This is a genomic window from Candidatus Melainabacteria bacterium (assembly GCA_003963305.1).
Taxonomy (GTDB): Bacteria; Cyanobacteriota; Vampirovibrionia; order Obscuribacterales; family Obscuribacteraceae; genus PALSA-1081.
The window spans coordinates 26,028-46,014 of sequence record RXJR01000002.1; the positions used below are offsets into that span (position 1 = coordinate 26,028).

Here is a 19,987-nt window from a genome sequence, read left to right on the forward strand (position 1 = left end):
CATTTTTTAACGAGCATTTTCATGCTATTATATTGTCAAGATTCGGCGAACTGGTTATCCTCTATCATAATCACTTATAGTGGAATAAGCCGTTTCGTAGGAAGTCCGAAAGTTCGGAGGTGTATGTCCAAATGATCAAAACAAAGCGTTTAGTGGTTGCAGCAATCGCCGGAGCCTTTGGTCTCGGTGTGTTCGCGACATCCAGTTTTGCGAGCGGACCAGTCATGCTGAGCCCTATTAGCTCGCCAACTCCGGGACTATTTGTCGCACCAACAGTGCACTCAGTTCCGATTAACAAGCAAATTCTGAAAACTTATCGTCAGGTGCGAGCCTTCTGGCTGTCGCGCGCTATCGTAAGATAGAAAACTGACTTAACGCCTTCGGACTTATTCGACGGGTCACCACCTCGGTGATCCGTCGAGTGTTTTTTACATTCATTCCCCTGCCACAGATACGGGCTTGCCCATCTATATAGATTTGACTGTGGCGATCGGCGCCAGGGAGTAAACTTGCGCTGACCGAATTGGGTGTGGACTGAAGCAACTGCAACTCACCGAAAGAAGTCGTCCTCAACAGACTTGCTAGCGCTCTGAGCCGCCTTTCTATCTGCTTCCGCCTTGGTTTTCTCGCCAATCTTATCGTAAGCTCTGGCGCGTTCTAAACAGGCTCTGCTCAACAAGTGAGGATTGGACATTGCAGCCGTAAAGTCTTTAATCGCCTCCGCGTTACGTCCTAACTCTGCCAGGCATAGCCCTCGACCGAAAACGTAAATCATATTGTCCGGCTTCAAGACCATTGCATCGGAAAAATCCTTCAAGGCGTGCGTATATTCGTGCAAACGTCGATAGCAATCTCCTCGTGTGGCTACGAAATCAGCTTTCAGCGGTGTCAACCTGACGGCCCTGCTCAAACAAACAAGCGCCTCCTTGTATCTTTGCAGGGCGAGCAGACAGCGTCCCTGTCGTTCATAGCCCTCCCCCGTAGGTTGAATAGAGTTGACAGCGTCAAATTCTTTCGCTGCTTCACTAAAATGCCCCAGTTGATAATTGCACTCAGCTCGTTCTTTCCGTTTCTGCACGTCTTTCATAACCAGATCTGGAACCCGATTGTAGTCAGCCAGTGCTTTCTCATATTCATCAAGGGCGCGATAACAGTCGCCTCTCATAAGATAAAGGGCTCGCTCGGAAGGGCGCGATTTGAGCATGCCATTCAAACAAACGAGTGCTGACTCGTAGTCCTTCTTCTCCCATACAATCCCGTACCGGATCGTATACAGATCCGTTTTTTTGAATTTCTTCTCGAAGAGATCACAAACCTCCAGTGCTTCCTTCTTGCGATTGTTCTCGTAGAGAATATTTGCTTTCAAATCTAAAAGCCTTTCCTCTGTTTTCGGTAAGTTTGCATTCAAGAGTTCATTCAAAACGTAAAGCGCTGAGTCACATTTTCCGCTTCTCGATAGATCGAGAAGTTTTGCCAGAATCACGCCCAATCCGTCAGGCTGCTTTCTCGCGAATTCCACATAATCAGCAGCAGCTGCTTCAACCTGATGCTTGTCCAATTCAATCTCAGCCTTGCACCTGATTGCTCTTGGTTCATTCAACTTTGCTGCCAGAGAAAACTCTTGCAGAGCCTCTTTGTACTGCCCTAGCTGTTGATGAGCCAACCCAGCCAGCAGCAGCACTTCAGCATCCTTTGGTTGAGCCTTACGGGCTATATCCAGATCCGCAAGAGCCCGATTAAATTGCCCCAGACCGCTATAAGCGTGGGCCCGCAAATGATAGATGTAATAGTCAATCGGAGCAGGCTTCAGAGCAAGATATTTTGTTGCCAGTGCAACTGTTTTAGAATTGTTTTTTGTGGCGTTAGACATGCGCGCGGCTTGAAAATATGCTTCGGCAGCATCTGGATGCGTGGCAATATAGGCTTCCAAGATCTGCAATGCCGCTTTGCTGTCCTTAGTTGCTTGCGACTTAGCAATAATGGCGGATTGTCCAGATAAGTCAGAGGCAGCGCAGTTCGGCATGAAAGAAAACCATATTGAAATGATAGCGGCTGGAGCGAGCAACCGCGTCGTCACAGGCGCCACCATATCTGGTGAACACTGATTCCGCTGGATTGCAGACCGCTGGTTTGAGCAAAACCATAGTGCCGGATAGAACATGCCTTCGAATCGCATCTCCTCAGAAAGTGCGAGATATCTTTCTTCTTAACATGCCCAGTCAAAGGCAAACCAATTTAAAGCAGAATCAAAACGATTGTTCGCTTCGCGCGACATGCGCTAAACTCTCATTGGTTGACCGATGGGCATGCTCTTATAATGGCAAAAATTCTCGTTGTTGAAGATGATCGATTAGTTGCTGAGTTACTCAAAGACAGGCTACAACTCGAACATCACAAAGTCGAATTAGCATTCAACGGGCAAGATGCCCTTGATCTGGCAATTTCCTTCCATTACGACTTACTGATTCTAGACCTGGGATTGCCGCAGCTGGACGGTATCGACGTATTGAAGCGCTACAGAAATAAAGGGGAAACCTCGCCGGTCTTGATTTTGACGGGCAAGAACCAGACGCACCAGAAAGAACAGGGGCTCGATGCGGGCGCCGATGACTACATGACGAAGCCCTATGACATCCGAGAGCTATGCGCTCGGGTCCGGGCGCTGTTAAGAAGAAGCGCGAGCAGCACTTCGAATGTACTCAAGTGCGGCAACATAACAATGGACACCGAAAAAGCTGAAGTAAAAGTGAATGGAGTCGTTGTTAAGCTGGTCCAGACAGAGTACCTGCTGCTGGAATTTCTCATGCGCAACAAGGGAAGAATCTTCAGCGCAGACGAACTGTTGAGGAGCTGCTGGGATTCAGACACCGAGGCGACTGAGGGTGCAGTGCGCACCTATGTCACAAGGATCCGAAAGAAGATAGATACTGATGGCAGCAAGTCACTTTTGCAGAGTATTTATGGACTTGGCTACAAGCTAGACGATTCCGATTAAGGCTTAATCTTTTCACGTAAAGCTTCCGCCTTCTTAGCTGCAAGCTCTCTCACCTGCGTGCTCGATGACTCGGCAGCCAGTTTCTGCAAGATTGTGATGCCCCGCACATCATCTAATTCCACAAGTTTGTTGATTGCAGCAATCTGGAAGTCACTTTCCGGTCTGCGACTGGCGTGACTGCGCTCAAGCGCCGTGATCACAGTACCGAGTGCGGTGTCTTTAGGATTGGCACCAAGGAAAGGATTTCCGGATTCCTTAGACATTGGCACTATCGCGTCCAGAAGTTTGATGCGCGCTTGCTCGGGTACTGGCAAATTGACATTGTGTCCATTTACATCTCCAACCAGACCGCGAACAATAGCACGCGTCGAAAAATCGTGACTGATACCATTTGTACTGTTGACACGAACAAGCGCCTCTGCAGCATCGATCTGCCACTGCAACTTGTTGTTGCTGAGCGGACTGTCTCCACGTTTATCATTCATCCTTCCGAATTTGCGGCCCTCAGTGAGGTGCCAACCATTCATAATCTCGTTCAGAACGCCTTGCTTCTTCTCATAGTTTGGATCGTCCTTATTGCAGGCATTGAGACGCACTTGCTCCCACTGTTTGACTCGTTCATCTCTAACAGCATTTTCATCGTTGATGACGGCACTACTACCGAAGTACCACGTTACGTCATCGACTTTCTTTTTGTATCCGACATCTTTGATCAGTTTCTCGGCTTCCTGCGCTAGCAGCCAGGACGTCTTAGCCGGCATCATCTCAGGATGATCCTTCGAGTTATTGTCCATAGCTCTCGTCAGTCGCTCCCGCTCACCCTGCATGAAGCGCTCAAATGGTGCTTTGATATCTTCGAACTTGCGGTCTTTTTCTGCAGCTACTAAGCGTTTACTATCCGCGACTGCCTTTTGAACAAAGTCGTCATTAGGCTTACCAATAGGATTGACAGGCTTTCCAGGCTGACCTGGTTGACCAGGAGCCAGAACAGGAGGTGTAACACCGACCGGTTGAGGAACCTTCTGAACTTCTGCTTTTCCTGGCTGCAATGACGGCACCACAGGCTGAAGATTCGGCTGGGTCGGATTGATCTTCGGTACTTCTGGCTTAAACTGCTGTGATGGTACCGGCACCGGTGGTGGAGCAATCGCAGGCTGCTTCACTTCAGGTTGAGGCAAAGCTGGTGGCACCACAGGCTGTTTCACTTCAGGTTGGGGCAAAGCTGGTGGCACCACAGGCTGTTTCACTTCTGGCTGAACCTTACCGGGAGGTGCAACCGGCTGTGCGGGCTGAACTTCCCAGGGTCGCACATTTGGCGCTGCTGGTTGACCAGGAGGGGGTTGGATATCGCCAACTGGTGGTACCGCATACGGTGGCTTACCAGGTTGCGGCTGTTGCACTGGTCTTGGCACTTGCTGCGGCACGAACGGTTGTTGTTGCACTGGCGGCGGCACTTGCTGTGGCACGAACGGTTGTTGTTGCACTGGCGGCGGCACTTGCTGCGGCACGAACGGTTGCTGTTGCACTGGCGGCGGCACTTGCTGCGGCACGAACGGTTGCTGCTGTGCAGGGCGAATTCCTTGCTGCATTTTTTCGATAAGCGCTCGTTGATCAGCGCGGAGCTGCTCGATTTGCTTTTTCAAGTTATCGATCTCGTCTCGAGCGATGCGCAGTTCACGTTCCAGCTGCCGGGAACGATCTGTGGCAGCCGGACGGTCGGTAGGGGCATCCGGTCGAATACCCGGCGTAGCTGGTCGGACCCCATCAAACTTATACAAATCCTCAACAGTCAAACCTGGCAATGCCGGTTTCTCCAGGGCGCGCAAGCGAGGCAACGGAGGCAGCTCCTTTTCTTCACGAGGCGCTCGTGGAGGAACGTCTCGATCACGACCAGTGCGGGGATTTCCAGGCGCCTGGGTTTTCCGCTCATCGGCAAGTCCCGCCGAATCGGTTATCGTCATAGCCGGCATAGCTGGAATAGTGCAACGATCAGCAGTCGGCACAACCTGACATGGTTGACATCCGCCCATCGTCGCATACGGCGTGCTGTAAACGAGCGGTTGAGGTGCACAGGGCGACTGTACAAAGTGCGGCTGTGAATCACACGGCTGACAGGATGACTGATGCCTGGCGGCAATTCGATCACGTATGAAGCCCATCTGTCAGCCCTCCTGAGAATCGCAACACTTCTGGTTGCCTTTTCCGCATCTTAGGTGGCAATTGTTTCAACAAATTGGCTATGTAAAATCGGGAACTGTGATACAACCTTGAACGCGAAGGGTAGGGGCGAAAAGGGTGACAGTCAGAGTTCCAAATTTGATGGGAAAAGGGTTGCTAATCATCGCAATTCCGGCCCTCTTTCAGCTGATTTTCGGCATCAGCCTGGCCTATATCGGGTTGAAGGCACACGAGGAACAAGAACGAGAAACACAGGCAATTCAGGTGCTCTTGCAAGCCGGTCGTATTGAGTCAGCCTGCTACACGATTACTAAAGAATGTGTACGCTTATCCGTTGAAAAAAGTGTTCGAGTGATTCGCACTATCAACGCAGCCACACAGAGCCTTGATACCAGCCAGGCCGAACTGGTGAATCTGGTAAAAAATGACGTTGTGCAAAAAACAAATGTCGAGCGTTTACTGCCGATGACAAAGTTATTTGTGCAGAATGTAGAAAAAATCATTGAAGCGATCAAGGAGAACGACCAGATAGCGCTCACCATGAGCGCCATGCAAATCCGCAATTACACCCTGAAAAGAGGTGCGGGCGAAGAACAATTAGCCATAATCAGACAGGTAGAAGAAAGTCGACTGGCAGAAAGCCCAGTGCAGGGCGAAAAAACGGCTTTCATCCTGCTCATGCTTTCTATCGGACTGCTTATCAGTACAATCCTTGCCCTGCTTTCCGCTGCCTACTTTCTGCAAGACATTGTTTTCAGAATCTACAACATCTCAAAAAATGCCGAGTTGATCACAATCGGTGAAGAGATGAAGCCTGTCATGAAAGGCCGCGACGAAATTGCCAGATTAGATAGGGTGCTGCACAGTATGGCGAAAAGCCTGAAAGACGCAACGAGGCGCGAAACAGCACTTGTCTCAAATGCAGCTGACGTCATTTTGTGCATCGACAAATCTTTCATGATCACAACTATAAATAAAGCAGCGCAGACACAATGGGGATACGCCGAAGGTGACCTGCTGCAAAAGCGGGTCATGAGCCTCATACCATCAGAGTCTCAGGAGAGCGCCCGAAATTTTTTCGCCAGTGCAAAAAATACTCGCAACTCCGAAACATCAGATCTTCCTATTATTTGTAACGATGGCAGAATTAAAACTTTTAGCTGGAACGTGCTCTGGTCACCAGAAGAAGACCTGCTCTTCTGTGTTGCACACGACGTATCCGAGCTGAGGCGCGTGGAGAATGCAAAACGCGACTTCATAAACATGGTCAGTCACGACATTAGAACGCCGCTAAGCGGCATGGCCATTTTTCTGGAGATGATTCCGATGGGCGTCTACGGTGCGATAAACGAATCCGGAACCTCGCGTGCGAACGCCCTTAGCAGTGCATTAAACAGAATCACAGCCATGGTTAACGACCTCCTCGATATTGAAAAAATGCAGTCGGGACAATTCCAGATCTTCAAGAATGAGGTAGATTTGAACAACCTCGTCAAAGCCAGTCTGGAAATGGTGCAGGGATACGCCGAGCAGCAGCAGATCACGCTTGAGAGCGAATGCAAAGGCAAAATGCTGGCTTGCGACGAAGCCCGAATAATTCAGGTGTTACAGAACCTGATGAGCAATGCGATAAAATTTTCGGCTCCGGGCAAGATCGTGAAACTAAATGTAGTGCAGGATGAGCACGACACCAGATTCGAAATTATCGACCAGGGCAAGGGCATTGCCAAAGACGATATTCCAATTCTATTTGACCGATTTACTCAAGCGAAAAATCAGGACGGCAGCAAACGTCGCTCAGGATTTGGTCTGGGACTCGCAATCTGTAAAGACATAGTCGAAAGACACGGCGGAAAAATTGGCATCATCAGCGAAATCGATAAAGGCAGCACATTCTGGTTTACGCTGCCAAACGATGAAACAAAAAAATCTGAAGCCCAGACGTCTGTAGCAGCGAACACTTAAACCAGCTACTTCCTATTCGATAGCATAAACCACAGTGATTGCGGCAGTGCTCTCCTGCTCACCTGCAGATATCGGTACAGATTGAGCCATTTCAGCCCGTGCTGCCATCATCATCATCGGTCGAGGTGGCTGAATCGTGCCACTGGATTCGGTGATATAGAGCACCCGACCAACTTTTACACCGGCTGCTCCGGCATATAATTCGGCTTTTCGCTTCGCATCAGCCATGGCTTTCTGGCGAGCCTGGTCGAGCACGCTGTCAGGCTCCGCCAGCGAGAAACTGATTCCATTTACATTATTGGCACCGGCAGTAATGACGGCGTCCAAAATATCGCCAAGGGTTGGCAAATTGCGAATTTTCACATGCACTTCGTTGCTCACCTGATAGCCGACGATACTGGGGCGCTGCTGCCCGTTGATGTTGTCGTAACGATATTGAGGATTAACGCTGAAGTTGCTGGTCAATATGTCTTTTTCTGCGATGCCTTTACTCTTCAGTGTGCTCATAAGACTGTTCATCTTATCGGTGTTGTTTTTCAGCGCAACTGCAGCAGTCTTGGCGTCACTGACCACTCCCATGGAGATCTGAGCCTGATCCGGTTTGGCAAAGGCATGCCCTTCTCCAGTTACAGAAACTGACGGTGGCAAATCTTTCATTTCAACAGCTAAACCTGGCAGCGCCGCGCTAACTATTCCGCACAAACTCAACGACAGGGACAGAAAAAGTCTGGTCATGATTATCTCCAACTCTCAGTGCATGCAATTATACGCCAGCCGTTTCTGGAATACATGCAACACTAGAACCTGATATGCGCAACGCTTTTGAGCATAAAAGCCACACGGATCAGTTCGTCCGTCGAACAAATCGAGCAGCAACATTGTTGCAACATTCAAAACATAGACTTCAATTGTCGGTGTTCTTGGCAACACCTTTTGGACAAGCGAGGGCAAAAACGCATGGGTCAACCACTTACTAGTTGCGAATTAAACGGCACCTGCAGACCGTACAAACCGGCTGAGAATTACAAACAACCGGAAGAACCAACAAGATGGAACAGCTGTGCAAGCGATGCCTACTGCCGTCCGTCAAGCGTTGGTGTGACTACATCAGTTGACGGACAGGATAAAAAAGGCTACGACACGATGGTGGCTAAGATTCCATACTCTGATAAAAACTATGGACAAGCACTAAAAGATGCACTCGAACAGAAAAAGCCAGTTGTCGCAATATTTGGCAGTTGGGACAAGAACAATTCTCGCGGTTTGCTGCAGGACGCTTTACCAGGTGGCGGACAGAGCAAAGATGCGATTTATTTGTACATCGACCCGGCAAAATGCGACGACCCAGCTTTGAAAAAGTTTGCCGAACAACAGTTGGCCGGCGGACACAACGCGACCGCGACGATCGTATTCGATGTTAAACAAGACAAAGATGGAAACGCTCAGCCAAACGAATACAAATACCGCTGGATCGGCGACAGCAAATCTATGGTGCCATCTTTCCAGCAAGCCGTAGCCGATGCAACGGAACGCCAGAAAAACAATCCTTACACGAAAAAAGACGACACACCAGAACCACCTAAAGATGTCAAAGAACCGGTAAAGAAGCCGAAAAGCGATGACCCGGTCCTGGAAGTGCCACCACTGGATGACCTTTACAAGTTTGGCGGAAAGAAACAAGAGGAAGCACCAGCTCCAAAAGCTGTAGAGCCCAAAGCCGAACCTAAAGCCGAACAAAAGCCGGAGCCCAAAGCCGAGCAAAAGCCGGAGCCCAAAGCCGAGCAAAAGCCGGAACCCAAAGCCGAGCAAAAGCCGGAACCCAAAGCCGAGCAAAAGCCGGAGCCGAAAGTCGAACAAAAGGGCGAATCAGCAAAACCAGCAGAACCACAAAGATACACCGTTGAAGAATACGAAAAGCTGAAAGCAAGCAAACAGATCTATGACGGCACACAAGGACACCCTGGCTACGATGAAACACACAAGAAGCTCTCAGAAAGCGCCATCGCGTTGAATCAAATCCTCAGTAAACCAGGCGGTCCAGCTAACAAAACAGAGCTAGACACTGCTGTAAAACTGGCAAATGAGGCCGAACTGCAGCGAAAAGCGGAAGCGGAAATTCTCACTCAAGCGCTAAAAAGCCTTGACGGAGTTCCTGGAACCGAGAAGCTGGCCCAGGAGTACGGTAACAAATTGAAAGCCAATGAGACCTGTCTTGCGGGTTTGCAGACGCAATTGCAAGCTGAACTGCTAAAGGCAGAAACGAAAAAACAAACAGAAGAATTGAAAGCAGTTCAACAAAAGGCAGAACAAGACAAGAAGGCAGCAGAAGAAGCTTTGAAAGCGCAACAAAATGCTGCAACGCAATCCAAGACTCAATATGACGCCACTGTTAGAAAAGACAATGAAGATCGTGACAAATGGAGTGCAACCGTCAAACAGGAGGAATTAAGACACGATGGTGCCAGGACAAATCTAGGTAACCAGTATCCCAAACCGGAAGATGCCATCAAGGCAGGCACTCCGTATGAACTGCTTGATCCTTACAAAGCACGCGCGAAGATGAACGAACAAAAATCCATGTGGAAAGGAGAGAAAACAGAGCACGACGACATGGCTAACGTTGCCGAAAGACAACGCATGGGACAGTGGAGACAACTTGCAGACGAAGTTAAATCGCCCGGTCGAAGCGAAGACAAAAGCAACAAGGAAAAATTACTGTATGACGCGGTCACCAAAGCCGGCAAGCCATTCTCATCATCCTTCGATCTCCAGCTCACCGGTGGCGGTATCATTCAGAACCACGGCAGCGCATGGACATCGCGCGCAGCAGAAGCAATGGTTGCAACTTGCGACCCGAGCCTAGATCGCAAAATCGCTGTAGATACAGTGCCTCTGGCGCTGACCAACAACAATGTTCCCGAAAGCAGCAAACTGAAATTACTGGACGGTCTCAAAAAACTTGGAGAAAATGGAGCTGATGGTAAGCCGGCAATTACACGCGAGCAAGAAATTGCTGTTCTAACCAGAGCTCTTGAAGAAGACCGAAAGAAGAACTTTGAAGCTGTCGGTTATGCATCCAGCATGAATTACAAGAATCAGCAAGGCTTCAAAGATAGCGATAAGCGCTCGCAGGTTGAATTCCAAGCCGCAGTTATAAAACGATTGGGCGAACTGAAAGCAGTCGAAGCAACCGACCTTTTAGCAGCCAGCGCATCACACGCCAATCCAACCATTGCCAGAGCTGCCAGAGAAACTATCGCCAAGATTCATCCAACCGTGGCAGAATTGCGCCGCGATGTGGTCAGCGACCCGTTGGTAGCTCAAGCAGACCGGCACAAAGCGTTTGACGAACAGTTTGCGCATCCTCGCGCCGACAAACGTGCCGCCGCAGTAATAAGAGCGTTTGGAAGTCAACAAATCAGTGATGCCAAAGATCCCGGTTATGCGAAACTGGCAGGAGTTGCAGAAAACCCGACTGAAGACGCCACGGTCAGATTGGCAGCAGCCTCCGTCTTGAGCAAATCAACAGTGGCGGATGCACGCTCCAGGGCTCAGAAAGTGGCAGCAGACATGTACTGCACTGCCAACCAAATTCCTCAGTACTCTGAGGCAGCAGCAACAATTCTGAAAGACACAATTCCAGATAAGCAAGCTGTTAGTGTAGGTCTCGCTGATGGACGCACTGTTATCATCACACGCCAGGGAGATAATCTCATATTCAAATAATGCCAGGTTTATAGCAGGGACTGAGACTCACCGCCGCAAGCGGTGGGTCCTCAGCTTATAAAATCATGGTGCGTCAGCAACAAAACCCAGTTTCGATGCCGTCTCCTGATCTTGTTTTGCTAATTCCGCTTTTCCCAGTGCTTCATAAACCTTTGACCGATAGTAGAAGTTTTCTCCGCCACAGAGCGTTTTGCCCATCTCGATCGATCTGCTCAAGTCAGCCAGTGCATCGTCACACCTTCCTAGTTTAAAGGCTGCTTCTCCGCGATTACAAATTCCACCGGCGTTGTTCGGGTCAAGCTTTACCGCTCTCTCCGCTGCATCAAAAGCCAGTTGATACTTGCCCATCCGCATGTAGACAGCGCTTTCGTTAATGTGACTGAGCGGCTCGTTGGGGTTGAGTCTAATCGCTTCCTCGAAATCAGCCAGAGCGCGAGCGTCATCTTTCTGCTTCATGTAGATAAAGCCTCGCGAAACATACGAGCGAGCGCTTTTCGGATAAATTGATATGACATGATTGGCGTCTGAAAGCGCACGATCGAATTGTTTCAACTGGCAGTAAACGGACTCGCGAGTATCGTAAGAAGCTGGCTCCGATGGTGACAATTCGATTGCTTTGTCGAGATTGGCCAGGGCTTGATCAAACGCCTTGAGTTTTAAATAAACCGCAGCTCTTTTTTGATATCCGGAAGCATCAGTTTTTGTCGAATCGACTTCATCTAGTCGCGCTTTTAGAGTCGGCGTGATCTGCCCCGCACTGGCTGCATAAAAGACCAGTGCTTCCTTAACCTCAGTCGTGTTCTCAAGTTTCAGGCTCTCTGCTGCCACTTTATCAGCTTCACTGTTTCGTCCAGCAGCGAGCAGACAGGCATAGATACGACCGGCATCCTCAGGGAATGGATTGACATCGCCCGTTTCTTTCGCCATCTCTTGAGCGAAATCAAATTTATGCTTCAACACAACTAGCGGGTCTTTGATGAAAACAGCCGCGTCTGCCCATCGCCCCGACCTGATTAAAAGCGGCTCTAGCTTGAAGGCCACATCCTTCAATTTACTGCTCTGTGCGGGATCATGTTTGACTTTGTCGAACCATTCAAATGAGGCTTGATCATCTCCCAGAATCTGATTCAGAGTCACCCAGTCCGCCAGATTACGCGTTTGAGCCTCATCTCTCAACTTAACGAACGAAGTTCGAGCAGAAGGATATTTCGCAATCAAATCTGAAATCTCGGAAGCCAGAAAAGTCAGGCGCACTCCAGCAAGTTCGGGGGTCAATTTCGCCATGTTCTGCCAGACCCAGATGAAATTATCTCGGGCATCTTCGTAGCGGCCCGAAGCGAGTTGAGCCCGGGCTAGTTCGTAACGAGCTTCCATTTCATCGCTGCCACCTTTCCCTTTAGCCACATTCAACTCTTTCTGCATTCGGTCCACAGCAGTAACGCCACTTTTCACCGCCTTCAACCAGTTGAGCAGCTCGTCGCTGTCCTGAAAGCCCAGGGTTCTGTCAGCCTCATTAGCGCTGTCTTTAAACACCACCAGTGATGGCATAGCGACAATGCTCATCTCCCTGGCGAGATTCTGCTCTTTATCCACATCAATTTGAACGGCTATTGCATTATTGCGAATCCAGTTAACGACCTTCGGATCTTGCCAGGTCGTTTTATCCATCTCACCGCATGGGGGGCACCATGATGCAGTAAAGTCGACGAGAAGGAGCTTCCCCTCCTGCTTTGCCTGAGCTTTCGCTTCTGCCAGAGTCAGATCCGAGAACAGCGCCGGGTGAGCCAGGGCGCCGGTGTTGCAGCCAATCGTCAGCGCCAGCGCAATAAAATAACGAATACGGATCTTCATAGATTTCTCAAAAGCGAATAATAGACATTCTGGCACGTTGCACATTGATTTCGGGCGAGCTTTCGTGCGAATTCGCGATCAGCGATTTAGCTTTTCTTCGTTTTTAGTTGGTGCGAGCTCACGATCAAGCATTTAGATTTTGTTCGTTTTTGGCGCTGAAAGCTGGCATAGGGACTGATTTCTAGGATTTTTGAAAGACTGCGTTTTGTTACTAACGACAATTCTTCATGAAGTATATATCCGGCACAGGCGCTGGTTTTCACTGCTGTGTTAAGTAACAGAGTCTCCTATTGTAAATAGGGTCTGTTACAGATCTCTTGATAGATTCAGGTACTTCCTCTTTCGTGCTCACAAGGCCTTTAACTCTCTAAATAGCCATCCAGCTACAAAAGCCGCCCTCGCAAGTGCTCAAAGAAGCATGGCGATGGTGGTCTGGTTGTGCTGCCGACTGAGGAAATTGGCGGAGACAAACGCTCCAACCCGTTCATCAACCACCATCCCGTAAGGATAATCTATGTCGAAAACCTCCACGTCAGTTGCCCAAAAGAGGGTCTTCCTCTTCGCTGCCGCTTTCAACCACTTCGCAGGCGGCGCTACCTCGCTGACCTCCGCTGCCCGCGCGAGCATGCGCGATGCGCTGGGCGGCAAGGGTGCCGGTCTGGCTGAGATGACCGCAAGCGGCATCAGCGTGCCGCCTGGTCTGACGATTCTCACTTCCGTCTGCCGTGAGTACTACGACAACGGCAAGACGCTTCCCGATGGGCTCTTCGACGAGGTGCTGACTGACCTCGCGCAGGTCGAAGCCGCCGTCGGTCGTCGTCTCGGCGATGTCGCCAATCCGCTTCTGCTTTCGGTGCGCTCCGGCGCCAAGTTCTCCATGCCCGGCATGATGGACACCATCCTCAACCTCGGCCTCAACGACAAGACCGTGGAAGGGCTGGCGGCCAAGCTGGGCGAACGTTTCGCGCTCGACAGCTACCGGCGTTTCATCCAGATGTACGGCAACGTCGTGCTCGACCTGGGCAAGGACGAATTCGAAGAACTGCTCCATGCCGCCAAGGAACGCGCCGGCGTCGAGACCGATGCCGAGCTCAACGCTGACCAGCTGCGCGCTCTCATCGTCGACTACAAGCTGCTCGTCTCCAATCGCGTCGGCATCGACTTCCCGCAAGACACCCAGGAGCAGCTGCGCGGGGCTGTCGAAGCGGTGTTCAAGTCGTGGAACAACGACCGCGCCATCTACTACCGCAACCTCAACGGCATCGACCACGCCATCGGCACCGCCGTCACCGTGCAGGCGATGGTGTTCGGCAACCTGAACGAGCAGTCGGGCACGGGTGTGTGCTTCACGCGCAACCCGAGCACCGGCGAGCCTGTGCTCTACGGCGAGTACCTGCTCAACGCGCAGGGTGAAGACGTGGTCGCCGGCACTCGCACGCCCAAGCCGATCGCTCGCATGGCCGACGAGATGCCCGCGTCCTACGAGGAACTGCTGCGCACCACGGCGGCGCTGGAGGCGGCGTACCTCGACGTGCAGGACGTCGAGTTCACGATCGAGAGCGGCAAGCTCTACATCCTCCAGACCCGCACCGGCAAGCGCACCGCGGAAGCGGCTGTGCGCATCGCCGTCGACCTGGCCAACGAAGGCGTCATCTCTCGCGAGACGGCGCTCACGCGTGTCGAGCCGGCACAGCTCAACCAGCTCCTGTTGCCCTCCTTCTCGGGCGAGGCGCTGGCTGCCGCCAAGATGACCGGCCGGCACATCGCCACGGGTCTGGCAGCGTCTCCCGGTGCTGCGGTCGGGCGCATCATCTTCGACCCGGACGAAGCGGCGGCACTGGGCGCGGCAGGCGAGAAGGTGATTCTCGTCCGCATCGAGACCTGCCCCGACGACATCCACGGCATCGTTCCGGCCCAGGGCGTCGTCACCGCCCGCGGTGGCATGACCAGCCACGCGGCAGTCGTCGCTCGCGGCATGGGCAAACCCTGTGTCTCGGGCTGCGAAGCGCTGAAGATCGACCTTGCCGGTCAGACCTTCACGGTCGGCGGTCGCGTCTTCCGCAAGGACGAGGTGATCTCTATCAACGGGTCGAACGGCGAGATCTACGCAGGCGCCATTCCGTCGACGAACATCAAGCTCTCCAGCCACTTCCACACGCTGCTTGCCTGGGCTGACGACGTGCGCGAGCTGGGCATCCGCACCAACGCCGACACGCCGGAAGACGCCGAGCTGGCACGCAACTTCGGCGCCGAAGGGGTTGGGCTGTGCCGCACCGAGCACATGTTCATGAGCCAGGACCGCCTGCCCGTCGTGCAGCGCATGATCCTGGCCAACAACGAGGGCGAACGCCGCGCCGCCCTGGCCGAGCTGCTTCCCTTGCAGCGCGAAGACTTCACCGGCATCTTCCGGGCCATGGCCGGCCTGCCTGTGACGATTCGCCTGCTCGACCCGCCGCTGCACGAGTTCATTCCGAAAGCCGCCAAGCTGGAGGAAGAAATCGAGACGCTGCGGGCGCTGCCGGGCACCGACGAAGTGCTCGCCGCCATTGCGCAGAAGCAGGCCCTGCTGCGCAAAATCGACGAACTGCACGAGTCCAACCCGATGATGGGTCTGCGCGGCTGCCGCCTCGGGCTGCTCTATCCCGAGATCAACGAGATGCAGGTGCAGGCGATCTTCGAAGCTGCCATCGCGGTGACCGGCGACGGCATCGAGGTGCTGCCTGAGATCATGATTCCGCTCGTCGGCGTCGTGGAAGAACTGCAGTTCGCTCGCGAGGTGCTCGAGCGCGTCGCTCGCCAGACCATGGAGACGGCGGGTGTGAGCATCGACTACAAGTTCGGCACCATGATCGAGGTGCCGCGGGCGGCGCTTACGGCTGACGAAATCGCGCATCACGCCGAGTTCTTCAGCTTCGGCACCAACGACCTGACCCAGATGACGTACGGCTACAGCCGCGACGACGCCGAGGGCCGCTTCCTGCAGCACTACCTCGACGGCGTCAACGTCAACGGCAGCAAGCGCAAGGTGCTGGCGCGCAACCCGTTCGAAGTGCTCGACCGGGGTGGCGTCGGCAAGCTCATGAAGTTAGCCGTCGAGGGCGGGCGCTCCACGCGTCCCGGGCTCAAGGTAGGCATCTGTGGTGAGCACGGCGGCGAGCCCAGCTCGATCGCCTTCGCGCGTCAGGTGGGGCTCAACTATGTGAGCTGCTCGCCCTACCGTGTGCCCGTCGCTCGTCTGGCTGCCGCCCAGGCGAGCATTGCCTCCACTCAAGAGCGCGACAAGTAACGCGCCACTTCGACCTCATCAAGCACATTGACTGCAGAAAAACGCAACCTGCATGATTTTGCTTGAAGAGCACAGCCATAAGCGGCACCGGTCGGTTCGATCTTGCTCCGGCAAGTAGAGCCGCCGGTGCCGCCATGGTTGAACTACAACGAACACTAAGAGGACTTTGGATGACCTCCACTACTCACAGGAAAGTATTCTCCCTGGCCGCAGCCTGTGCTCTCTTCGGAGAGACGGTGCAATCAGGCTGCGCCTGCAGCGCATCAAGCACCACAGGCGATGCCAGCCTGGGCTTTGCCCTGGGCGACAAGGCGGCGCGCCTGGCAAGCATGATTGCCAGTGGCATCAACGTTCCGCCCGGACTGGCCATTGCCACGTCGGTTTGCCGCGACTTCCACAACAACAAGCAGGCTCTGCCGGCAGGTCTCTTCAACGAGGTGCTGTCGGGGCTTCGCGGCGTCGGGCAGAGCCACGGTCGCAGCTTCGGTGACGACTTCATGCCGCTTCTTCTGGCGGTGCGACCGAGCCCGGTCGTCTCGATGCCCGGCATGCTCGACAACGTGCTCAACGTCGGGCTCACCGACTACAGCACCGAGTTGCTCGCCCAGCAGCTCGGCGAGCGCTGTGCGGTCGACAGCTACAGGCGCTTCATCGAGAACTACGGCACAGTCGTGCTGGGCATCGAAGCGGCGCACTTCGAGCGGCTGCTCACCGACGCCATCAACCAGGCCGGAGTGCCCAGCCACATCGACCTGAGCGTCGAGCAGCTGCGCGCCCTGGTCGACGAGTACAAGACTTTCGTCTGGGATCAGTCGGGAACACCGTTCCCGCAGAACCCGTACGAGCAGCTGCAGCGCTCCATCGAGGCGGTGCTTGCCTCGTGGAACAGCGACCGCGCCGTGGTCTATCGCAACATCAACGGCATCTGCCATGACACCGGCACAGGCGTGATCGTGCAGGCGATGGTTTTCGGCAACTGCAACGACCAGTCGGGCACCGGGCAGTGCTTCAGCCGCGATCCGCGCACAGGTGAGCCCGGCAATCTGGCCGGCGAATACCTGTTCAACTCTCAGGGCGGCGACGTTTCGGCAAGCATTCGCACACCCAAGCTGATCTTCCGGCTGCAAGGCGAAATGCCGACCACCTACGAGCAGCTCAAGCGCATCGCCGAGCGTCTCGAGAACGACCACCGCGACATGCAGGAGGTCCACTTCACCATCGAGAATGGTGAGCTGTACGTGCTCATGTCGCGCCCCGGCTGGCGCACGGCAGAAGCTGCAGTGCGCATCGCCGTCGACTTCGCCAACGAAGGCGCCATCAGCCGTGCCGAAGCCGTCAGCCGCATCGCAACCGGGCAGTGGCAACAGCTGCTGCGCCCGGTTTTCAGCGGCGAGAACCTGGCTGCGGCGAAGATGATGGGCCGGCACGTCGCCACCGGCCTGGCTGCCGCTCCCGGTGCCGCGGTGGGCAAGATCGTCTTTGATCCGAAGGAAGCGGCCGAGCGCACTGCGGCGGGCGAGAAGGTCATTCTCGTCGGCTCAGACATGTGCCCGGCAGACTTCGTCGGCATCGCGCCCGCCGAAGGCATCATCACCGCGCGTGGTGGCATGACCTGCTTCGGCGCCGGTGCTGCCCGAGGCATGGGCAAACCGTGCATTGCCGGCTGCGACTCGCTCAAGGTCGACCGGCACAACCAGCTCGTCATCGTCGGACGGCACGCGTTCTTCAAGAACGATGTCATCTCCATCGATGGCTCCAACGGCGAAATCTACGCCGGCACCGTCAACCCGACTGCGGTCAGGAAGTCGACTCATCTCGACACCCTGATCGCCTGGGCTCGGGAACTGGGCATCGATACCGGCAAGGAAGGCGAAACGGGCAGCACCATCTAGCATCGCCCTCGCTCGCCAAAACTTACCGGCAGTAATGCCATAAACCCCCTCGCGGACGGTTTCATCTGCAGATCTTTTCTGCACTGACCGCGAGGGCTTTTGAGACAGGAGAACATATGACTCGCGAAGGAACAACACTGGTCATCGTCGACATGCAGCCCGGATTGCCCGCCTCTCACGAGGACTGGCTGAAGGGAGCCGTCTATCAAGAAATCATGACGGCACGCGGAGAAGACTGGGGCATCGTGATCCTGGAGTACATGCATCACAGCCCGCCCCGATCGCTCGGCGACACGTACCAGTACCTCGTTTCCGCGGCCGCCGGCAACTGCGACGTGTTCGCCATGCGCGTGAAAGCCACGCTCGATGGCAGCGAACGGGTGGCAGATGCCGCTGCGCACAAGAACATGCCGACGGAACGTTTCCGAGTCTGCGGCGTCAACGTGCACGGCTGCGTCCAGGCGACCGTGCTCGGACTTGCTCAGCGCTATCCCGACAGCCTCATCGAAGTGGTCGGGCACGCCTGCAACGACATCAACGGCATCAACTGGAACCGCTTCAAGCTGCCGCCCAACGCGCAAGTCGTTTAACCACTAAAGCGCACGCAGAGGCTTGAGCCGCTCCGTCTTCGGGCAAGTCGCTCTGTCCTTACGTGCGCCGATCGTCTAATCACTTCGCCGGAGCCGTTGCTCAAACGAGCAATCGCTCTGGTGCTCTTGCAACCATGTCTTCCAGGGAAAACACAACATGCCTCGTCCACTGATTGGCGTTTCGATCATCTTCGTCGTCACCGCCATCCTCATCTTCATTTGCGGATTCTTCTCGCTCGGCACGTTCCCGCTCCTCCCCGCCGGCAGCCTTCTGCTCACGGCGCTTCTGGTCACGGGTCTGGCCTGGCTCATCTACTGCGTGGTCGGAGTAGCGGTCTGCCTGCCGCTGCGTGTCGTCCGTCCCGGCTATGCACTGCCCACGGTGCTCGGCACTGTCTCCGGTGCAGCCGCCATCGCGATCACGGGCTGGATTTTTCCCAGCATCGTCATCAGTCAGGGCTGGCTGGCGGCGGTACCGTTCGCTTTCGTCAACACTATGGCTGTATGGGGCGCCGCCTACGCCACTGGCTTCATCAATCCGAAGCTGACCTTCTGGCCGGAGCGCCGTTAAAGAGACGGATTCCCGAGCAATATCCCTTCCACCATGCTGGCAGCACACGCTGTCGGCAAAGCCAGAGAGATATGTCATGTTCAAGAAATGGGTTCCCTTCATCGGCGCAGGCGTCATCGCCGGCCTGGTAGGCGTCACCGCCGGTCTGGGTCTGGCAATCTGGATGTTCCCCACCCGGGAGAGTCCGGCACTGAACTTGCCGCAGTCCTTCGCCTTGCTCGAAGAGCAAAAGTGCTGGGGCTGTGATCCGGAGTACATCAGCTTTTTCGTCGGCGACCCCGAGCACGTGCGCGGCGAGATTGCAGTTCCACCTTCGTCTCACAAGAGCGGCGTGATGACTCAGGTCTTCTACACCGCTCTGAACGGCTCGAAGCTGATGCGCGCAGACCTGTCTGCAGCCGACGGCGGGCACCAGTTACAGATCTTCAACTGGGACGGCGTGGCGACGGCGAATGTGCATATCGAAGACAGAGGCGCTCAAGCCATACGCATCACCGATGCGGCAGGCAACCTTCTGGCACAAGGCAGCCGTGATGCCGATTCCGGTGCATTCATCGTGAACTCGCCGGATGGTCGGTTGCTGGCAACGATCTCGCCAGCTGCCGACGGCACATGGTCTGTTTCCGTCGAACGCTACTCCAGGGTCGCCAATGTGATCTACGCGCTCATTGCCGGCTACCAAACGGTAGTTACTACAGGCAAAGCCGTGTCGATCTGACAGATAGTGGATAGAAGCCAGTCACATAAAGACTGGCTTCTGTCCATCTTCGTATTATTTTTTGGCCATCATGCCACCACATGCAATACCACAACAAAATTGCAGCAGAGTCGTTCAAATGAGAAATTAAAAACCGGCAGGGGTCTCATCATATTGCAGCACCTTGACTATTTCTTTGTTTTCGTTTTATTATAGAGTATAGTGTTATACCCCTT

The 19,987-nt window shown here is 53.9% G+C and carries 13 protein-coding genes; 9 read left to right on the forward strand and 4 right to left on the reverse strand.

Annotation, left to right across the window (positions count from 1 at the left end; genetic code table 11):
* Positions 1–131 precede the first annotated feature (131 nt).
* Positions 132–362, forward strand: a complete 231-nt coding sequence (locus EKK48_02675; GenBank protein ID RTL45359.1) for a hypothetical protein — start codon at positions 132–134, stop codon at positions 360–362.
* A 188-nt stretch (positions 363–550) separates the two neighbouring features.
* Here EKK48_02675 and EKK48_02680 read toward each other — a convergent pair whose 3' ends face one another.
* Positions 551–2,176, reverse strand: a complete 1,626-nt coding sequence (locus tag EKK48_02680; protein RTL45360.1) for a tetratricopeptide repeat protein — start codon at positions 2,174–2,176, stop codon at positions 551–553.
* Between the two features lie 141 nt (positions 2,177–2,317).
* Between EKK48_02680 and EKK48_02685 the strand changes: the two genes are divergently transcribed.
* On the forward strand, positions 2,318–2,995 hold the full coding sequence (locus EKK48_02685; protein RTL45361.1) for a response regulator transcription factor: 678 nt from the start codon (positions 2,318–2,320) through the stop codon (positions 2,993–2,995).
* Here the strand turns inward: EKK48_02685 and EKK48_02690 are convergent.
* Positions 2,992–5,154: a hypothetical protein gene (locus EKK48_02690; protein RTL45362.1), complete on the reverse strand. Its 2,163-nt coding sequence runs from the start codon at positions 5,152–5,154 to the stop codon at positions 2,992–2,994. The two genes, EKK48_02685 and EKK48_02690, sit on opposite strands and share 4 nt — an antisense overlap.
* Before the next feature lie 136 nt (positions 5,155–5,290).
* Here EKK48_02690 and EKK48_02695 point away from each other — a divergent pair, with 136 nt between their 5' ends.
* Positions 5,291–7,138: a PAS domain-containing sensor histidine kinase gene (locus EKK48_02695; protein ID RTL45363.1), complete on the forward strand. Its 1,848-nt coding sequence runs from the start codon at positions 5,291–5,293 to the stop codon at positions 7,136–7,138.
* Between the two features lie 12 nt (positions 7,139–7,150).
* Here EKK48_02695 and EKK48_02700 read toward each other — a convergent pair whose 3' ends face one another.
* Entirely contained in the window at positions 7,151–7,873 is a 723-nt protein-coding gene (locus tag EKK48_02700) for an SIMPL domain-containing protein (protein RTL45364.1), read from the reverse strand.
* Positions 7,874–8,095: 222 nt separating this feature from the next.
* On the opposite strand from EKK48_02700, the gene EKK48_02705 reads away from it, so the two are divergent.
* Positions 8,096–10,864: a hypothetical protein gene (locus tag EKK48_02705; GenBank protein RTL45365.1), complete on the forward strand. Its 2,769-nt coding sequence runs from the start codon at positions 8,096–8,098 to the stop codon at positions 10,862–10,864.
* A gap of 63 nt (positions 10,865–10,927) precedes the next feature.
* On the opposite strand, the gene EKK48_02710 is transcribed toward EKK48_02705, so the two are convergent.
* Positions 10,928–12,760, reverse strand: a complete 1,833-nt coding sequence (locus EKK48_02710; GenBank protein ID RTL45366.1) for a tetratricopeptide repeat protein — start codon at positions 12,758–12,760, stop codon at positions 10,928–10,930.
* 469 nt (positions 12,761–13,229) lie between these two features.
* Here EKK48_02710 and EKK48_02715 point away from each other — a divergent pair, with 469 nt between their 5' ends.
* The 5 genes from EKK48_02715 to EKK48_02735 all read left to right on the forward strand — a co-directional run bounded on the left by EKK48_02715 (position 13,230) and on the right by EKK48_02735 (position 19,772).
* A complete protein-coding gene (locus EKK48_02715; GenBank protein ID RTL45367.1) occupies positions 13,230–16,001 on the forward strand; it encodes a pyruvate, phosphate dikinase in 2,772 nt (923 codons plus the stop codon).
* A gap of 134 nt (positions 16,002–16,135) precedes the next feature.
* Entirely contained in the window at positions 16,136–17,893 is a 1,758-nt protein-coding gene (locus EKK48_02720; GenBank protein ID RTL45368.1) for a pyruvate, phosphate dikinase, read from the forward strand.
* 116 nt (positions 17,894–18,009) lie between these two features.
* On the forward strand, positions 18,010–18,483 hold the full coding sequence (locus EKK48_02725; GenBank protein RTL45369.1) for a hypothetical protein: 474 nt from the start codon (positions 18,010–18,012) through the stop codon (positions 18,481–18,483).
* Between the two features lie 157 nt (positions 18,484–18,640).
* The gene (locus EKK48_02730) at positions 18,641–19,054 is read left to right on the forward strand and encodes a hypothetical protein (GenBank protein ID RTL45370.1); all 414 of its coding nucleotides are present in this window, start codon (positions 18,641–18,643) and stop codon (positions 19,052–19,054) included.
* Positions 19,055–19,130: 76 nt separating this feature from the next.
* Entirely contained in the window at positions 19,131–19,772 is a 642-nt protein-coding gene (locus EKK48_02735; protein RTL45371.1) for a hypothetical protein, read from the forward strand.
* Positions 19,773–19,987 lie beyond the last annotated feature (215 nt).

Bases quoted from the DNA above. Each gene is read 5' to 3' on its own strand.
- EKK48_02715 (RTL45367.1), top strand. From the start codon at position 13,230: ATGTCGAAAACCTCCACGTCAGTTGCCCAAAAGAGGGTCTTCCTCTTC.
- EKK48_02685 (RTL45361.1), top strand. From the start codon at position 2,318: ATGGCAAAAATTCTCGTTGTTGAAGATGATCGATTAGTTGCTGAGTTA.
- EKK48_02700 (RTL45364.1), bottom strand. From the start codon at position 7,873: ATGACCAGACTTTTTCTGTCCCTGTCGTTGAGTTTGTGCGGAATAGTT.
- EKK48_02735 (RTL45371.1), top strand. From the start codon at position 19,131: ATGTTCAAGAAATGGGTTCCCTTCATCGGCGCAGGCGTCATCGCCGGC.
- EKK48_02730 (RTL45370.1), top strand. From the start codon at position 18,641: ATGCCTCGTCCACTGATTGGCGTTTCGATCATCTTCGTCGTCACCGCC.
- EKK48_02725 (RTL45369.1), top strand. From the start codon at position 18,010: ATGACTCGCGAAGGAACAACACTGGTCATCGTCGACATGCAGCCCGGA.
- EKK48_02720 (RTL45368.1), top strand. From the start codon at position 16,136: ATGGTTGAACTACAACGAACACTAAGAGGACTTTGGATGACCTCCACT.
- EKK48_02680 (RTL45360.1), bottom strand. From the start codon at position 2,176: ATGCGATTCGAAGGCATGTTCTATCCGGCACTATGGTTTTGCTCAAAC.
- EKK48_02690 (RTL45362.1), bottom strand. From the start codon at position 5,154: ATGGGCTTCATACGTGATCGAATTGCCGCCAGGCATCAGTCATCCTGT.
- EKK48_02705 (RTL45365.1), top strand. From the start codon at position 8,096: ATGGGTCAACCACTTACTAGTTGCGAATTAAACGGCACCTGCAGACCG.
- EKK48_02710 (RTL45366.1), bottom strand. From the start codon at position 12,760: ATGTGCAACGTGCCAGAATGTCTATTATTCGCTTTTGAGAAATCTATG.
- EKK48_02675 (RTL45359.1), top strand. From the start codon at position 132: ATGATCAAAACAAAGCGTTTAGTGGTTGCAGCAATCGCCGGAGCCTTT.